We start from the raw sequence: 15,593 nt of genomic DNA on the forward strand, positions 1-15,593 counted from the left end.
CCATTTGGCCGCCCTTTTTTTGTTGGAAATAGTTCAAGTTTCGGAAGCTGGGCGCAAAAAAAAACTCTTCTCACAGGTCGGTACTGTCGGGAAACTGGTTAGTGGACCCGGAAGCCTCTTTCATATTCGGATTACCCGAATCCGGGCCGGGTGGGCGAATCGGGTAGTTCGACCAATACTTGGAGTGAATACTTGGGTTGGCAATCTGAAATGTAATCTCAGAGTTTGCGAACCCGAGTGGGCTTCCCGGCGCGATTAGTATGGGATGTTTCGGGCTGAGTGAGCGCTGTACGTCATAAACAACAGATGGGCCGTAGAGTACATGTTGCCTTCGTGCATAGTCATAGAGCTTAGTAGTTGTCCTGTCGTACCGGTCGGTTTCTGTGCCATACGTCCAGAACTCCTTCGGATAAAATAGAAGCGCTTCCGACGTCTCCATCGCTTCTCGGAAATGTGCTACGAAGGCAAGCATTAGATCAATGCTGGGGAACCTGGACTCATCTCTCTGGTGGTCTAATCCATTGCGAATCTCGGCCAGTTTGGAGCGCATTAATTTTGCAGAGATGCTGTTGAAATTCTCGTAAATTCTTTGCAGTGCACTGTAGTCTGAGTCAGCCCAGAGCTCAGTATGTTTGAATGGAAAGACTCTAAACTTGTCTGAATAATAGTGCGGGAGATCGTTTTCGTGTCTTAAGAATGCGGAGCGATCTGAGCTTGGCAGGCCTTTCATCCAATTAAGCGTCGCTTGTAAGTAGGCGAGAAGCGTACCCAGAGTGTTGTCTCCTGTAGTGCTCCAGTGCACTGTCACCGAGCCAGAAGCCACTGTAGGTCCCAGTGTATTCGCAACTGCTTCCATCGCTTCATCAGTGTTATAAACAAACTGAGTGCCTAGGTAGTGGTCGCTCGAGAGAACCCAGACGTTATATCGGATAAGCTCTTGAAGATAGGTCTCTACCGATACAAATAGATTTACGCCGGCGCTGCGGATTCTTTCTCTATCTCTCTCATGCTTCAAAGCTCCAACTGCGAGTATCTCTTGGCTGAAGAAATCTAAACGTTGGCGAAGATGTTGTATTGGGAGGCTATATCTCGGTGTATTGAATCCGAGCTTCCAAAGGACTCTGTCGATGAAGCCCGAATCATTCGCATGATCGATCGGGCAGCCGATAGCATTAGCGATGTGGCGTGATACGTCGCCACTTGAAAGTACAAGCTCCCTAACCGCGTCGCTAGGCTCTATCTTGCAAAGGTGTAGCAGGAGGGCGTTCCTCGTGGAGGCGCCTCCAACAGCGACGCGTAAATTCCACTCTAAGTCGGCTGTTTTCTCGCTGCAGGTATACGCTTCCCAAATTAGTGAGCAGAGGTCTACAAGTGGGCTCTTGCCTACGCAGCGTACTCCCAAAGACGAAAGCTCAGACGAATGTCGCGTAGCTCGCGGAATATTCTTTGATTTCCTTACCTCATTGGAAGGTATTCGAATTGACTGCTGAAAAACTGCAGCGTCTATAAGTCTTACGAGTTCGTCGTCTGAGAGCAGATGAAGGAGCTGTAGTAGCTGGCCTTGACTAAGCGCGGCACTAATCTCTTCCGGTGACCTACGTAGCTCAGAGCTTGCAGCCGGTCCGGACTTCAGCGCCGTTCTTAGTCGCTTGCCACAGTCACTCGCGAGGGCTTGAGCAACAAGTACGGCTCTCTCCTGACCGTGAATTGAATCTGCGACCATTGGGCCAAGATCAGTATAAGAAAAGGGATCCGTACCTCTTTCAGGAATAACGAGGCTGCGGAGCGCCGCGCCCCAATCCGCGTGAGGGCCTAGATTCTCGACTTGTTTGTTCTGTAGCGTACGTATGGCCCTGCTCAAGGGCGACTGATCGTCGATCAATCGAACCTGGTGTAGCACGCGACAACCTACATCAGAGCAATGCCAAAGCGGCAGAGACAACGAGGGCGGTGTAAGGCGCCTTACTGGAGATCTCAGTAAACCGAATGGCCCTGAGACGAGTGTGCCCACTTGGTAGACGCCAGCTTCAGTTGTCCCGGTGAGCTCCAGGCTTTCTTCATACGAAAGATGATCTTCTCTGTGCCGCCTCAAGTTGGAATTATACTTATCGTACAGCTCTCTCCCGAACCTGTTCGGCAATATTATTCTTCTGCACTTTATCTCATCGTTGAGTATTTCAAAGACAAGCGGTAGATTCGAATTTTCAGTGTCTATGTAGATATCTAAATGATAGAAATCGATGAACAGAGCCTGCATCGCAGTTGCTTCAGGGTAAGCATCTAGCTCAAGCTTCGCATTTTTCCCCTCAAGGGTTAGGCTGATCGCTTCAACCCATCTGGGATCCGATTCGTAGTTTATGCATTTCAAGGAAGATGAAAAGAAAGAACTTAATGAGTGGGCTTCTTCGAGATTTTTGGTTTCAAGAAGATTGTTAGCTTGACTGAATGTATCGAAAGTTCTCGCTCGCTTGCCCTTGTTGTCCGGCATTCCATTTCCTCCGTGATTTTTGTAGCTGCAGAGTAATATAGCGACAAACAGGGTAAGGTTCACTTATCAGCTCGATTGGGGCGACACTCGCCATTCCGGTGGTCGACACCAAGATGTGCTTATGCGGGTCTCGTTGAGCTCAATGGCGTTGCTGTGGTTCCTCACAATGCCGGTCTTGGCTAAACCGCCTGCCGAGACCGCATTCGACGGGGATAACGGGGTCAGGTTCACTTATCGACTCGGTTAGGGCGACACTTGCTGCTGATTGGCCGGCAGGGAAGAAGTACTCATGCGGATATCGTTGAAGGCGGTCTCGCTACTGCTATGCCTCGTGACGCCCGTCTTGGCTAAGCCGCTTGCCGTGACGGCATTCGACGAATGGCTCGACGCATTCAACCGCAATGATCGCGCCGCGCTGACCGAGTTCAACGCACGACGATTCGGCGAGCCTGAGCACAACATCGAGTACTTGCTCAGAGTAACGGGGTCAGGTTCACTTTCCGCTTACGAGGTAGGCGCCTTGCAGCGCTAACGGGGCCAGCTTCACTTATCATCCGCCAGCCAGTAACGGGGTCAGGTTTACTTCTCCCACTTCGCCTTCTGAGCTAAGCCACTGATGTGAATAAGTCAGGGGCGTTGAACGGCTGGACGTTGGAGAAGGAGTAACTTCCTGCGAGATACGAGCGATACATCGCTACGGAAGCGAACACTCGTCTCGGAATATCTCGCATCCCTCACCGCAGTTATCCAGAGCTCTGCGCTTGACTTCTTCAAGGTCTGAGCCGGTCGCATAGAATCCCGCGTCTTCGTTGACGGCGATCGCGATGCATCCGTTTGCGTAGACACTCACGATCTCGCATTCGACGCCGCCACGACTGGCGCAATTCTTGATTGCGTTTGTTCGAGCTTCGCGCTCGCTTCGAGCATTGCTCGACAGGCCTAAGAAGGAGTTCGACGCCATGGCGTACGCGCCCCAGCTCTGAATTCCGCGTCTCGTATCGCCTAGGCCATGTGCGGGAAGAACCTGGGTGTTATAAGCAGACGACCCCGGCTGTTGTGCGATAGCAGGCCCGGCGCCCATTAGCGTCACGATGTAAAAAGCCGCAGACACGACGTTCAATTTCATCCCGATGCTTCCTTGCGAACTGACCAGAGATCTTCATATCACAGAGCCGCGCGAATAGAGTAACGGGGTCAGGTTCACTTACAGGTTCTGTAAGCTCTCGGCGAGAGAGGGCTACGGCTGAGGCTGCACGGAGAGAGCGCGATGGATGCAGGGACCCTAGGGGTTCTGATCGGCGGGTTCGTGCTTGGGGCAGGCTTTTATTGGGCGTGGACTCCCACTGTGCCCCTTGGTGTGATGGAGCCTTATCTCGGGCATCAGAGCTTTCGGCGCATGCGCGCATGGGTCTGGATCAAGTTTCTAGTGATGTTCTTACCTTTAACGATTTATTTCCCAGAGGCAGACCCCGACTATCCGTTGGCGCAGAAAGCGTGGGCTGCACTCCTCGTTGGGTTCGCCACTTTTCACGCACGTTTCCTTGCGACAGGCGAGGCGCAGTGGGACATGAGAGCGGGTGTAAGACCATTCCCAACCGAACGCTAGGATCCCGAATTCACTTCTCGGCTCGATTGGCGACACACTTGCCGCTCCGGTGACCGACAAGCAAGGGTGCCCATGCGGATCTCGTTGAAAGCGTTAGCTTTGCTGGTTTGCCTCTCAACGCCGGTACTGGTCAAGCCGCCTGCCGAGGCAGCCTTCGAAGAGTGGCTGGACGCATTCAACCGCAACGATCGAGCTGCGCTGACCGAGTTCAACGCACGACGCTTCGGCGAGCCGGAGCACAACTTCGAGTACCTGCTCGACAGCCGCGAAGAGACCGGCGGCTTGGCTGTTGTCGCGGTCGAGCGCAGCGAGCCCTTGAAGTTCGTCGCGCTGACGCTGGAGCGAAGCTTTCCTGTCCAGCGACGCATCACCGTGCAGGTCGAGGACGCAGCGTCCGGGCGTCTCGAACACATCACGCAGGAACCGCTGCAGATTCCGCAGGCGAAAGCGCTGGAAGCATTCGACGCCTTCGCCACACAATTGGCGGCAGCGGATCGCTTCTCGGGCGTGCTGGTGATCGAGCAGAACGGCCAGCGTCTCTACGCAAAGCCCTTCGGGCTCGGCAACCGCGAAGACGACACGCCGGTGCAACTGGACACGCCGTTCCTGTTCGCATCACAAGGCAAGATGTTCACCGCCGTGGCGGCGCTGCAGCTGGTCGCGGCTGGAAAGCTCGGTCTGGACGATCCGCTCGGCAAACACCTGACCGACTACCCCAACCAGGCGATGGCGGCCGTCACCATCCGGCGGTTGCTCGCGCATCAGGGCGGCACCGGCGACATCGGCGTGCTGCAGCCGGACGAAGCCGCGAACCGCGCGTGGGTGCGCTCCATCGCCGATTTGATCAGGCTCAACGGCGACCGCGCACCGGCGTTCCCGCCGGGATCGGACTTCGAGTACTCGAACTACGGCTTCCTGCTGCTCGGCGCAGTGGTCGAGGCGGTCAGCGGACAGAGCTACTACGACTACGTGGCCGAACACATCTTCGCGCCCGCCGGCATGACCGCCACGCGCTACCCGACGCTGGACGAAATGGACGATGTCGCACGCGGCTATACGCAGGCTGGCGACGGCACGCTGGTACCCAGCGCTGATCAACTCCCATGGCGCGGTACACCTGCTGGCGGCGGCGTCACGACGGCCGATGACGAAGTGCGATTCGTCGAAGCGCTCAAGGCCGGCAAGCTGATTCCGCTGCCGCTGTTGCAAGAGGCCATCAGCCAGCAGACCGACTGGTACGGCTATGGCTTCATCTCGTCAGGCCCACCCGAGTTCCCGCACTGGGGCCACGGCGGCGGCGCGCCCGGCAACAGCGCCGCCCTGTCGATCTATCCGACCAACGACATGACCATGGTCTGCCTCAGCAACCGCGATCCGCCGGTCTGCGACCGCCTGCTGACGCGGCTGCATTGGCATCTGTCGCCGCCTTCGGATGCCGACGAACCTGTTGGAGATTGATAAGCGGGCTTGAAGTATGAAGAGCCGTTACAGCTAGAGCTACAGTGAAGAGTCTTCGCTCTGGGCGGCCGACGAAATAAGCGCCGACGGCTTGACATCATCGCCCCGCGCGTCGAGTTCACGTGCGTTCGAGTGCAGCGATGAGAACGCATGCGCGTGAAAATGAAAGGCGAGCGGTCAGGAGGAAAAACGTTTGGCAACTCATGTGAACATATCGCGGATTCTGACCAGGCCGCTCTTATGGTCGAGGAAAATCGCTAAGCAGGTGTCGCGTTAGCATCGGAATCCCTGCACTTTCATCTTTGGAGGGCGAAACAGGATGCGGTGGATCGGAACGAGTTTTGAAGACATCTCGAACGCGGTCCTGATACTTGGCAGTGCGATGATTGCTTTGAGGCTTCTATCCATCTTCTTGCTCAAGCGAGCGGATCTTTACGATGAACTAGGCAAGCCAAGACAGTTCTTCTTCTCTGATCTTCTGCCGTTTCGACTTCTTCGTTTGAGCGCGCCAGAACTGCGACATGTCGATCGGTTGGTCTTTGCGCTCTACGCAGCTGTGTATGCCGGCTTCCTCGGTGCCATGTTGCTGATGATCATCAGCCTCTCTCTGCGCTAAGCGGGTTGGTCGGTATGACGAGAAAGAAGTCCGAGGCAGGCTCCGCGAAGTGAGAGGCTCTGGTCTCAGCTTAGGAGGGCTCGTCGAGTGAACCTGCGCCCATGAACTGGTGGGCCAACCCTTTGCCCCTACGAGAGATCGATGTGGTCCGTCGACTCTGCGCTCGATCCCACTCCTCTGCGAGTAAAGCGTCTGCGCCGGCGTGATGTGATGTGTGGAAGGGCAAGGTGGTGGGCGCGGCGTGTTCCTGCGGCTAGAACTAGCTGAAGTTGCGGCATCACGACGGGCGAGGACGAACTGCGATTCGCCTAAGCACACGAGGCGGCAGGCTGATCTCGCTGCCGCTGTTGAAAGAAGCAACCCCCTAACACCGCGCGCTTCATCTCGTCAGATTCGCCAGAGGTCCTGCACTGGGACACGGTGGCGCACCCGTGACCAGCAACGCACTGTCGTTCTATGGGGCCGACGACAAAACTATGGTCGGCGTCAGCAATCGCGCCAGCGTCATTCTTGACGTCAGTTCCAGGAAAATAGGACCAGAAGGGAAGCTCAGGATAGAGTGCGATCTAACGAATCGAGAGCCGGCATTTGCATGATCAACAAGGACCTTTGGAGTCGCGTTTGTAACGGTGCCTCACTCATTTTTGCAGCGGCGGCCGTTGTTGTCGGGGCCGCGAGAATGGAATACGACCGTTCTCATCTCGCTACTGCAAAGCGAGTATCGGACTTTGCTACCGGTGAAATTAATCCGGTGGTGATCAAGGGGATTTCTGTTTTTCTGGATGATAGAAGTTATGCGTTCTACAGTTTGATATTGCCGAGCAGCCTTCTTCTTGGTGCGTTCTCAGTGATTTCATGGTTGATCCACAAGAAGCTGGAGCGAAGAATCTTACAAGCCAACAATGGGCTGTAAATTTCAGCAGAATAACGTTTCCAAGTTCACCTGCTCGACGGGGTATGGGTTCACTCGTTTCTGCTTCCAACGCGCTAACCGTTTGGGCGCCCTCGTTAATTTGTCGAACGCCAACAGCTAACTTTGCCGATTGCCCCACTTTGGGGGCTGATGCTGCCGGTCGTTGCCTTCACTGTCTTGTGAGCCACTCGTCCAGCATCGATTCCGACATGGGCCGCGCGAACAGATAACCCTGGAAGTGGTCGCAGCCCATCCCGATCAGCAGGTCGCGCTGGGCGACCGTTTCGACGCCCTCGGCCAATGCGCTCATGTGCATCACCTGGGAAATCTCGATGATCTTGCCCAGCAGGCGCTGCGCGCTGTCCTGGGTGGCGGCTTCCTGCACGAACTGGCGATCGATCTTGAGCTTGCGCACCGGTAGTTGGCGCAGCGTGGCCAGGGACGAATAGCCGGTGCCGAAATCGTCCAGCGCCCACGTGATGCCCAGCGTCTCGATCGCGCGCATCTTGTCGACGATGGCTGCGGTGTTGGTGGACAGCGCGGACTCGGTGAGCTCCAGCTCCAGCAGGGTCGGGTCGATGCCCGCTTGGCGGATGACGGCAGTGAGGGACGGCGTGAAGTGTTCGTCCATCAGCTGCATCGGGCTGACGTTGACCGCGATGCGGAGATGCCGGGTGTGCGCCGCGCCGGACCACGCCTCGAGCTTGTCGCAGGCCTGGCGCAGGACCTCCAGGCCGATGTCGCTGATCAGCGTGCTTTCTTCGGCCACCGGGATGAAGACATCCGGGGACAGCAGGGTGCCCGACGGGTGCCGCCAGCGCGCCAGCGCTTCCACGCCGGTGACCGCACCGTCGCCGCGCACCTGCGGCTGGTACATCACCTCGATTTCGCCGTTGCGCACGGCGCGTCCCAGTTCGCGTTCGAGCTGCAGGCGCTTGCCGACATCCGCGCGGTAAATCCTGAAGATGGCCGCGAGCAGTGCGATGGCCACGAGGATGTTCGAACGTGCACCCCACTCCCGCACTTCGAGTGGCGGCGAGATCTGTGGCGCCAGTGGATCCAGTGCGCCGGCCGCGAACGCGGCAAACGCTGCCAGGCAGATCAAGGGGAAGATCAGCGAGCCGTAGCGCTCGCGCGCTTCGAAGGTGAAGGCCGCGCCCGCTGCGAGCGGGAGCAGGAACATGTGCGCCGAGCGGGGCACCCATTCGATGGGCGCGTCGATCAGCGAGATGGCGCACGTCGCGATCAGGATGCCGTGGGCGACGAACAGGATCGATCTGCCGTCGCTGCGCCTGCTGCGGGCCAGTGCCATCACGCCGACGACGATGACGCCCACGAACAGGACCGAGAGGTCCGCGCGGTCGAAGTACCAGTAGCACAGCGCCCATGCCAGCCCGAGCGACATGCACGCCAGGCCGGTCATCGTCAGGATGGCGGCCACCTTCTCGCGACGCGCGGTGGTCTGGAATTTCAGCATGCCGTACTGGCCGCGCCGTTGATGTCCATCATGGTGTTGCTCGTTCTTTCAGCGCTGGCGCGACGTGGCTACATCAATTCGTCTTCCCGTGAGAAGGCTGATTGAGCAAGGTCAACTGGGGGGGGGCGGTCTGGCGCATCCGACGCGGCGTCGAGGGCGGCGCCGATCTGGTCCGGATGATGCCGGTTACGTATTCATCTTTGGGCCGCAACTTGCGACCAGCGTCGTCAACTGCGAACGCTGTCACAGCGTTCGGCACGGATGGGTCGCTGTGTGCGCAGCGGATCCTCTGACCGCCATGCGCTCGCCGGCAATCGTCGGGCGCACCGGAACGACAGCGGCGCCTCGTTCCAGGAAGACCGCCAGCCTGTGAGCAGGCCCACGTCGCCCGTCTCGGCGCGACGGCCACCCGGGCGCTTGGTTCGAAACGCAGCCATCGGCGCGTGCCGATGGGCCACGCGCTCGCAGAGCGTCCAGCCCGCTCGGCGTTACCAGGTCAGGGTGTAGTGGGCGACGAATCCACACTCACGCTCCCAGGCGCCATTGCAGCCGGCACGTGCCATGGCGGCCAGGGCATCGTCGAGCGTCTCGTCGTCGAGTCCGCCGACGTTGACACTCCAGGCCAGCTCGCGCCGCCCCATCGCTTTCTGCCGTCGCACATGCGCCTTCAGTTCGGCAACGACGATGTGCATCGTGCGGCGGGGCTGGGCGGTGACGGTGAAAGCGAGTGCATTGTCGGGGCGCGCCATCGCAACTCTCCAATGTGTGAGCACGGGCTTGGACAGCGAGATACGGGCGGGCCGTGAAGCGCGGATGCACCTGAGAACGCCAGGTGTGCGGAGATCGGAGATGCAGGGTCCGCGGACCTTGCGCAATCGCGGCCATGCGCGACAGCGCAGTCCCGGTCGTCATTGCGCGGATGGCGTTGGCAGGTCCGAGGCTGGGTGGTGCGACAAACGGTCGCGCGGGCGGGGCGTGTGAGAGGACTAAGATGCCACTCGACGGCACGCACACCTGGATGCTGCTGAAGCGGTGTCGTGAAGGCGAGCATGCGCCTCACGATCGGTGGTATCGCGTGCCGGCCCGGAAGACATCGAAATGTACGATTGGTTCCCGATAGTGTTCATCGTGTTCAAGGTGGTCGTGCTCGGCGTGGGCATGTTCTTCGCCATCAAATGGCATCACGATCAAGCCAAGAAGGATGCGCAGGACGAGAAGGACGCGCAGGCGAAAAAGACGCAGCACGCGAAACAGAGCGAGACCGACGCACCCTGAGTGCGCCTTCAGGCCTCGCGCGGAACCGCCGCCGTCGATCGGGCCCGCAGGCGCAGTGCCACGTGCACCAACAGGATCAGCACCGGCACTTCCACCAGGGGGCCGATCACGGCTGCGAACGCCACCGGTGACGCCAGACCGAACGCGGCGATGGCAACGGCGATCGCCAGCTCGAAGTTGTTGCCCGCGGCGGTGAACGCAATGGCCGTCGTGCGTGGATAGTCCTTGGCGATCAGCTTGCCCATCCAGAAACTGATGCCGAACTGGATCAGGAAGTAGAGCGTCAGCGGCACCGCGATGCGCACTACGTCCATCGGAATCCGCACCACGTCGGCGCCCTTGAGGCTGAACATCGCAACGATGGTGAAGAGCAGGGCGGCCAGCGTGATCGGGCTGATCTTCGGCAGGAAGCGCGTCTCGTACCAGCGCTCACCCTTGGCCCGGACCAGCCAGCGGCGTGTCAGATAGCCGGCAAGAAACGGAATGCCCAGATACACCAGCACCGCCTGCGCAATGGTCCAGGTGCTGACGTCGACGACGCTGCCTTCCAGCCCGAACACCGGCGGCAGCCAGCTGAGGAAGAACCAGGCATAGACACTGAAGAACAGGATCTGGAACACGGAATTGAACGCGACCAGCCCGGCGACGTACTGGTTGTCGCCGCGGGCCAGCTGGTTCCACACCAGCACCATCGCGATGCAACGCGCCAGGCCGATCAGGATCAGGCCGGTCATGTAGTCCGGATGTTCGCGCAGGAACAGCACTGCCAGCCCGAACATCAGGAACGGCCCGATCAGCCAGTTCTGCACCAGCGACAACGCGAGCACGCGCTTGTCGCGGAAGACGTTGGGCAGCTCGGCGTAGCGCACCTTGGCCAAAGGTGGATACATCATCAGGATCAGGCCGATCGCGATGGGCACGTTCGTGCTGCCCCAGCTGAGCGCATCGAGCGCGGCCGGCAGGCCGTCGAACAGCGTGCCGAGCGCGATGCCCAGCGCCATCGCCGCGAAGATCCACAGCGTGAGCCAGCGATCGAGGAACGACAGGCGACCGGGTGCGGGCGCAGGCGCGGGCGTGCTCATCCGATGTCGGCGATCGGTTCGAGCAGCGCCTTGACCGCGGCCTTGTCGGCCCAGACGTCATCGCGGATATCGAGAAACGCGCGCATGCGCTTCTGGATGATCGCGTGCGCCTGCGCGAATGCGGCGCGCTTGTCGGCATCGCTGCCGGTCACCGCGGCGGGATCGAACAGGCCCCAGTGCACGCGCACGAAGTCGCCATGGACGATCGGGCAGCTCTCGTTGGCCGCGCTGTCGCAGACAGTGACGATCAGGTCCATCGGCGCGGCGGTCTCGGCCGAGAACGCGTCCCAGGACTTGCTGCGCAGGTTGTCGGTGGGAAAGCCCTCGCGCTCGAGCTGCGCGATGGCGAACGGGTTCACTTGGCCGGCCGGCTGGCTGCCGGCGCTGTAGGCCTCGTAACGGCCCACGCCCCAGGCGCGGAGCGTGGCTTCGGCCAGCACGCTGCGGGCAGAGTTGCCGGTGCACAGGAACAGGACGCGTCGGGTCATGGGTCGGCTCTCGGGTGGATGGCGTAACGGAATGGATCAGGACCCGCAGGCAGCGGACGGTGCGCAGTCGCCCGCGTCGTCGGCGCAGCAGTTCTCGGTGAGATAGCCGACCAGTGCGTTCATTGCATCGAAATCGGCGCGGTAGCGGATGGTCCGGCCGCTCTGGTTGCCGCTCACCAGCCCGGCGGCGGTCAGCGCCTTGAGGTGGAAGGACAGGGTGGCGCCGGGCAGGGCCAGCGCCTCGGCGATGTCGCCGGCCAGCTTGCCGGCGCGACCGGCCCGCACCAGCAGCCTGAAGACCGACAGGCGCGTGTCCTGGCCGAGGGCGGCGAGTGCGGAAGTTGCGGCTTTATGTTCCATGTTTCTAGAATAGTCGAACATTTATGACGGTCACAAGTCACCCGATGGCACACGATCTGCCCAATCTCGATCCCGACGCGTTCAAGCCCATCGACCTGGCCGCATTCGGCGTGACGGCCGATGGCCACCCGCCGCGCATCCTGATCCTCTACGGCTCGCTGCGCCCCGAGTCCTACAGCCGGAAGCTGGCGCTGGAGGCCCAGCGCCTGCTCGAACTGTTCGGCGCCGACACCCGGCTGTTCGATCCACACGACCTGCCGATGCTCGATTCGGTGCCGGCCACCCATCCCAAGGTGGAGGCGCTGCGCGCACTGTCGCTGTGGTCCGAAGGCCAGGTCTGGGTGAGCCCGGAGCGCCACGGCGCACCGACTGCGGTGTTCAAGAACCAGATCGACTGGCTGCCGCTGGAAAGTGCCGGCGTGCGTCCCACCCAGGGCCGCACGCTGGCGGTGCTGCAGGTCTGCGGCGGCTCGCAGTCCTTCAACGTGGTCAACGCGTTGCGCCTGCTCGGCCGCTGGATGCGCATGGTGACCATCCCCAACCAGTCCTCGGTGCCCAAGGCCTGGCAGGAGTTCGACGAGGCCGGGCGCATGAAGCCGTCGCCGTACTACGACCGCGTCGTCGACGTCATGGAGGAGCTGGTGAAATTCACGCTGCTCGTGCGCGCTCGAAAGCCGCATCTGTCAGATCGATACAGCGAACGAAAAGGCGACCTGACGGCCGCAAGGCTGGCGGAGGCGTCGGGCGCGAACGGCTAGCGGGCAGTGCGGCTGCTCGCATCCAATGAACTTGGGGCGTGCGCCTGCTTCCAGTCAGTCGCGAACATCGGTGATGCGGATCATGTGGCTCTGCGTGGAACGGTCAGAGCACATGACTGCATCGGCCGGAAATGCATTCGAAACGTTGTGCACCCGGCAAGTGCGGCGGCCTTCATCCGCAGGCGACTGCGCGTCATGAACTTCAGGAAACGGATTTCAACCAAGCCCGGATACGTCGAACGCACGGCCCAGCCAGTGGGTTGCCAACATCGCGATTGCACCCCAAACCGTGACCCGAAAAGCCCCCCGCCAGGGTGGCGCGCCCCCGATGCCCGCTGCGAGCCCACCCAGAACTGCGAGTAGCGCGAGCGTCGAAACGGGAATCAGATAGGCCGCTCGCGGCCAGAGCCCGCCGATCAGCAAAGGTGGGAAAGCGCCCAAGCAGAACGAAGCTGCCGAGGAAAGCGCGGCCTGTACGGGTTGTACGCGTGTCGATTCGACAATGCCCAGCTCGTCGCGCAGATGTGCCTCAAGCGCGTCGTGGGCGGTCAGGGCAGCGGCGACTTCGAGTGCCAGTTCACGACGCAAGCCGCGGGCTTCGTAGATGCCCGCCAGCTCTGCAAGTTCGGCTGACGGCTTCGTCTGCAGCTCCTGCCGCTCCCGGGCCGTGTCCGCGCGCATGGTGTCGGCTTGCGAACTGACCGACACATACTCGCCAGCGGCCATCGACAAGGCGCCAGCTGCCAATCCGGAGAAACCGGCCAGCAGGACATTCTGGGAGGTCGCGCCTGCCGCAGCGACGCCCATCATCAATGCGCTCGTCGAGATCAGTCCGTCATTGGCGCCCAGCACAGCGGCGCGCAGCCAGCCGGAGCGTTCGTTGCGATGGTGCTCCGTATGACGCATCGCGGTCTCCTGACTGGACATGGGCGCGACACGTCGAAACTCGATGCGCACGCCTGCATGCTTGGAAGCGTCGCACCCGTTACAAGGCGCCGGAAGACGCGGACGGCAGCTCGACCTTCACCAGAAGACCGCCGAGCGTCGGAGAGGTGTCGAGCACGATGCTGCCGGCGTGCTGGTCGAGCACCTGCCGCACGATCGAAAGTCCGAGTCCGCTGCCCACCACACCGGTGCCGAGTTCACGATGGAAGCGGTCGAAGACGCGCTCGCGCGCATGCGCCGGAATGCCGGGGCCACTGTCCTCGACCAGCAGGCGGGTTCGATCCGCCTGACAGGACACGCGCACGTGCACGCTGCCGCCCGCCGGCGTGTAGCGGCAGGCGTTGTCGATGAGATTGCCCACCAGTGCGTCCAGCGCGGTTTCGTCCCCGACGACTTCGCAGGACTCGCCGTCGAGACGGATGGAGAGCGCGCGTGCGGCATCGAGCGTGCGGCGCTCTCCGACATGCGTTTGCGCGAGTGCGTACAGATCGACGCGCTGGGCGGCCTGCGCGCGTGCGTCCGGCTCGACGCGGCTGAGCTGCAGCAGTTGCTCGACCAGGCGTTCGATGCGCAGTACGGCGAGGTCGAGTTGCTGCTCACTGGACGCGCGTTCGTTCGAATCCGTCGACGACCTGAGATTGTCGGCGTGCACCTTGAGCGCGGCGATCGGCGTGCGCAGCTCGTGCGCCGCGTCCGCCGTAAAGCGGCGCTCGCGCTGGAACGACGCGTCCAGGCGCGCGAGCAGCCGGTTGATCGCCGCGACCAGTCCGTGCACTTCTCTCGGCACGCTGCCCGGCTTGAGCGGCTCGAGATGGTGGGCCGCGCGCGCTTCCACCTCGTCCGAGACCCGCAGCAGGCCCCCCAGGCTCCACCCGACCAGCACCCACACCAGCAGCGCCATCAGCGGGATCGCGACGAGCAGCGGAAGCAGCGTGCCCTCGGCGATGTCCTCGGCCAGCTCGGCGCGGATGTCCGCCAGCTCGCCCGACTGGTACCAGTATCCGCCAGGCGACCGCAGGGTGAACGTGCGCCAGTGCGCGCCCTCGATCACCACATCCGCGAAGCCCGGCGACAGCGGCGCGAGTTGCGTATCCGGCCCGCTGTCGGAACGCAGCAGCAGATGCCCGCCCGCATCGCGCACCTGGAACGCGAGCTTGGTTTCGTAGGCATGGCCGGTGGGAAACGCGAGCGCATCGCCGACACCGGTCGCAGCGCCTTGCCAGACCGCGATCACCATCGGATCGCCGGTCGCGCCGTGTTCGCCCAGATCGCCGAGCGGCGCATCGACCAGGCTCATCAGCACGCGGGACGAGTGCGCGAGCTTGGCATCGAACATCTCGCCCGCTTCCTGCAGGCCGGCGCGATAGCTGAAAGCACCGGCGACCAGCATGACGATCGACATCACGCCGATGATGCCGAACAGCAGCAGGCGGCGGATCGACTTCATGCGGTATCCGCCGATGGATCGTCCAGGGCGTAGCCGACGCCGCGGACGGTGCGGATCAGGCCCGGGTGCAGACGCTTGCGCAGGTAATGCACGTGCACGTCGACCGCGTTGCTGGCGACGTCTTCGTCCCAGCCGTAGAGGCGCTGCTGCGCGGTCTCGCGCGACACGATCCGGCCCGGGTGTTCCATCAGCAGCCGCAGGAGCGCGACCTCGCGACGCGGCAGGTCGATGACGCGGCCCTGCCAGGTCACCGTCAGCGAAGCCGGATCGAGTGCGAGGCCCGCGAAGGTCAAGGTCGGACTGGCCTGTCCACTGCTGCGACGGAGCAATGCGCGTACGCGCGCCAGCAGTTCGCCGTTGTCGAAAGGCTTGCCGACGTAGTCGTCCGCACCGAGGTCGAGACCGAGCATGCGTTCCGCGGCGCGTTCGCGCGCACTCAGCACGAGAATCGGCACCGTCGCGCCGGCTCGTCGCGCGTCGCGGATCACGTCGAGACCGTCCTTGCGCGGCAGGCCGAGATCCAGCACCACCAGATCGATCCCGCCGGTCTTGATGGCGGCGAGCGCACTGTTGCCGTCCTTGAGCCAGTCGACCGCATAGGCTGCGCGCCGGAGTGCGGTGCGCAGCCCTTCACCGAGCGATGGATCGTCTTCGACCAGCAGGATGCGCATGGACCGCAG

General features: G+C 61.5%; 16 protein-coding genes. 6 read left to right on the forward strand and 10 right to left on the reverse strand.

What is annotated here, in order from left to right:
* Positions 1-70: 70 nt before the first annotated feature.
* On the reverse strand, positions 71-2,551 hold the full coding sequence (locus tag V3391_RS14260; protein WP_332079112.1) for a hypothetical protein: 2,481 nt from the start codon (positions 2,549-2,551) through the stop codon (positions 71-73).
* A gap of 268 nt (positions 2,552-2,819) precedes the next feature.
* Here V3391_RS14260 and V3391_RS14265 point away from each other — a divergent pair, with 268 nt between their 5' ends.
* Positions 2,820-3,020 (forward strand): hypothetical protein, encoded by a 201-nt coding sequence (locus tag V3391_RS14265; protein WP_332079113.1) that lies wholly within the window; start codon positions 2,820-2,822, stop codon positions 3,018-3,020.
* A gap of 162 nt (positions 3,021-3,182) precedes the next feature.
* Here the strand turns inward: V3391_RS14265 and V3391_RS14270 are convergent, their stop codons facing one another.
* Entirely contained in the window at positions 3,183-3,614 is a 432-nt protein-coding gene (locus V3391_RS14270) for a DUF4189 domain-containing protein (RefSeq protein ID WP_332079114.1), read from the reverse strand.
* A 579-nt stretch (positions 3,615-4,193) separates the two neighbouring features.
* On the opposite strand from V3391_RS14270, the gene V3391_RS14275 reads away from it, so the two are divergent.
* The 3 genes from V3391_RS14275 (at position 4,194) to V3391_RS14285 (ending at position 7,081) form a co-directional block, all read left to right on the forward strand.
* Entirely contained in the window at positions 4,194-5,552 is a 1,359-nt protein-coding gene (locus tag V3391_RS14275) for a serine hydrolase domain-containing protein (protein ID WP_332079115.1), read from the forward strand.
* Between the two features lie 319 nt (positions 5,553-5,871).
* Positions 5,872-6,168 (forward strand): hypothetical protein, encoded by a 297-nt coding sequence (locus V3391_RS14280; protein ID WP_332079116.1) that lies wholly within the window; start codon positions 5,872-5,874, stop codon positions 6,166-6,168.
* 592 nt (positions 6,169-6,760) lie between these two features.
* On the forward strand, positions 6,761-7,081 hold the full coding sequence (locus V3391_RS14285) for a hypothetical protein (protein ID WP_332079117.1): 321 nt from the start codon (positions 6,761-6,763) through the stop codon (positions 7,079-7,081).
* 169 nt (positions 7,082-7,250) lie between these two features.
* On the opposite strand, the gene V3391_RS14290 is transcribed toward V3391_RS14285, so the two are convergent.
* The gene (locus V3391_RS14290) at positions 7,251-8,558 is read right to left on the reverse strand and encodes a putative bifunctional diguanylate cyclase/phosphodiesterase (protein ID WP_332079118.1); all 1,308 of its coding nucleotides are present in this window, start codon (positions 8,556-8,558) and stop codon (positions 7,251-7,253) included.
* A 488-nt stretch (positions 8,559-9,046) separates the two neighbouring features.
* Complete coding sequence (locus tag V3391_RS14295) at positions 9,047-9,307, reverse strand: hypothetical protein (protein ID WP_332079119.1); 261 nt, start codon at positions 9,305-9,307, stop codon at positions 9,047-9,049.
* A gap of 349 nt (positions 9,308-9,656) precedes the next feature.
* Between V3391_RS14295 and V3391_RS14300 the strand changes: the two genes are divergently transcribed.
* Complete coding sequence (locus V3391_RS14300; RefSeq protein WP_332079120.1) at positions 9,657-9,833, forward strand: hypothetical protein; 177 nt, start codon at positions 9,657-9,659, stop codon at positions 9,831-9,833.
* An 8-nt stretch (positions 9,834-9,841) separates the two neighbouring features.
* On the opposite strand, the gene arsB is transcribed toward V3391_RS14300, so the two are convergent.
* The 3 genes from arsB to V3391_RS14315 are packed head-to-tail and all read right to left on the reverse strand — an operon-like array spanning position 9,842 to position 11,763.
* Positions 9,842-10,915, reverse strand: a complete 1,074-nt coding sequence (arsB, locus tag V3391_RS14305; RefSeq protein ID WP_332079121.1) for an ACR3 family arsenite efflux transporter — start codon at positions 10,913-10,915, stop codon at positions 9,842-9,844.
* A complete protein-coding gene (locus V3391_RS14310; RefSeq protein WP_332079122.1) occupies positions 10,912-11,403 on the reverse strand; it encodes an arsenate reductase ArsC in 492 nt (163 codons plus the stop codon). The genes arsB and V3391_RS14310 overlap by 4 nt, the downstream gene beginning before the upstream one ends.
* Positions 11,404-11,439: 36 nt before the next feature.
* Positions 11,440-11,763, reverse strand: coding sequence for an ArsR/SmtB family transcription factor (locus V3391_RS14315; RefSeq protein ID WP_332079123.1), 324 nt, complete (start codon positions 11,761-11,763; stop codon positions 11,440-11,442).
* Positions 11,764-11,807: 44 nt separating this feature from the next.
* On the opposite strand from V3391_RS14315, the gene arsH reads away from it, so the two are divergent.
* Positions 11,808-12,521: an arsenical resistance protein ArsH gene (gene arsH / locus V3391_RS14320; protein WP_332079124.1), complete on the forward strand. Its 714-nt coding sequence runs from the start codon at positions 11,808-11,810 to the stop codon at positions 12,519-12,521.
* Positions 12,522-12,737: 216 nt separating this feature from the next.
* Here the strand turns inward: arsH and V3391_RS14325 are convergent, their stop codons facing one another.
* From V3391_RS14325 to V3391_RS14335, 3 genes are read right to left on the reverse strand one after another with little or no spacing between them, the layout of a single operon-like run.
* Positions 12,738-13,448 carry a VIT1/CCC1 transporter family protein gene (locus tag V3391_RS14325; protein ID WP_425497265.1) on the reverse strand — a complete coding sequence of 237 codons (711 nt, stop codon included), beginning with the start codon at positions 13,446-13,448 and terminating at the stop codon, positions 12,738-12,740.
* Between the two features lie 58 nt (positions 13,449-13,506).
* Positions 13,507-14,892, reverse strand: coding sequence for an ATP-binding protein (locus V3391_RS14330; RefSeq protein ID WP_332079688.1), 1,386 nt, complete (start codon positions 14,890-14,892; stop codon positions 13,507-13,509).
* A 17-nt stretch (positions 14,893-14,909) separates the two neighbouring features.
* On the reverse strand, positions 14,910-15,584 hold the full coding sequence (locus V3391_RS14335; protein WP_332079125.1) for a response regulator transcription factor: 675 nt from the start codon (positions 15,582-15,584) through the stop codon (positions 14,910-14,912).
* Positions 15,585-15,593 lie beyond the last annotated feature (9 nt).

The organism is Luteimonas flava (assembly GCF_036584485.1).
GTDB classification, from domain to species: domain Bacteria; phylum Pseudomonadota; class Gammaproteobacteria; order Xanthomonadales; family Xanthomonadaceae; genus Luteimonas; species Luteimonas flava.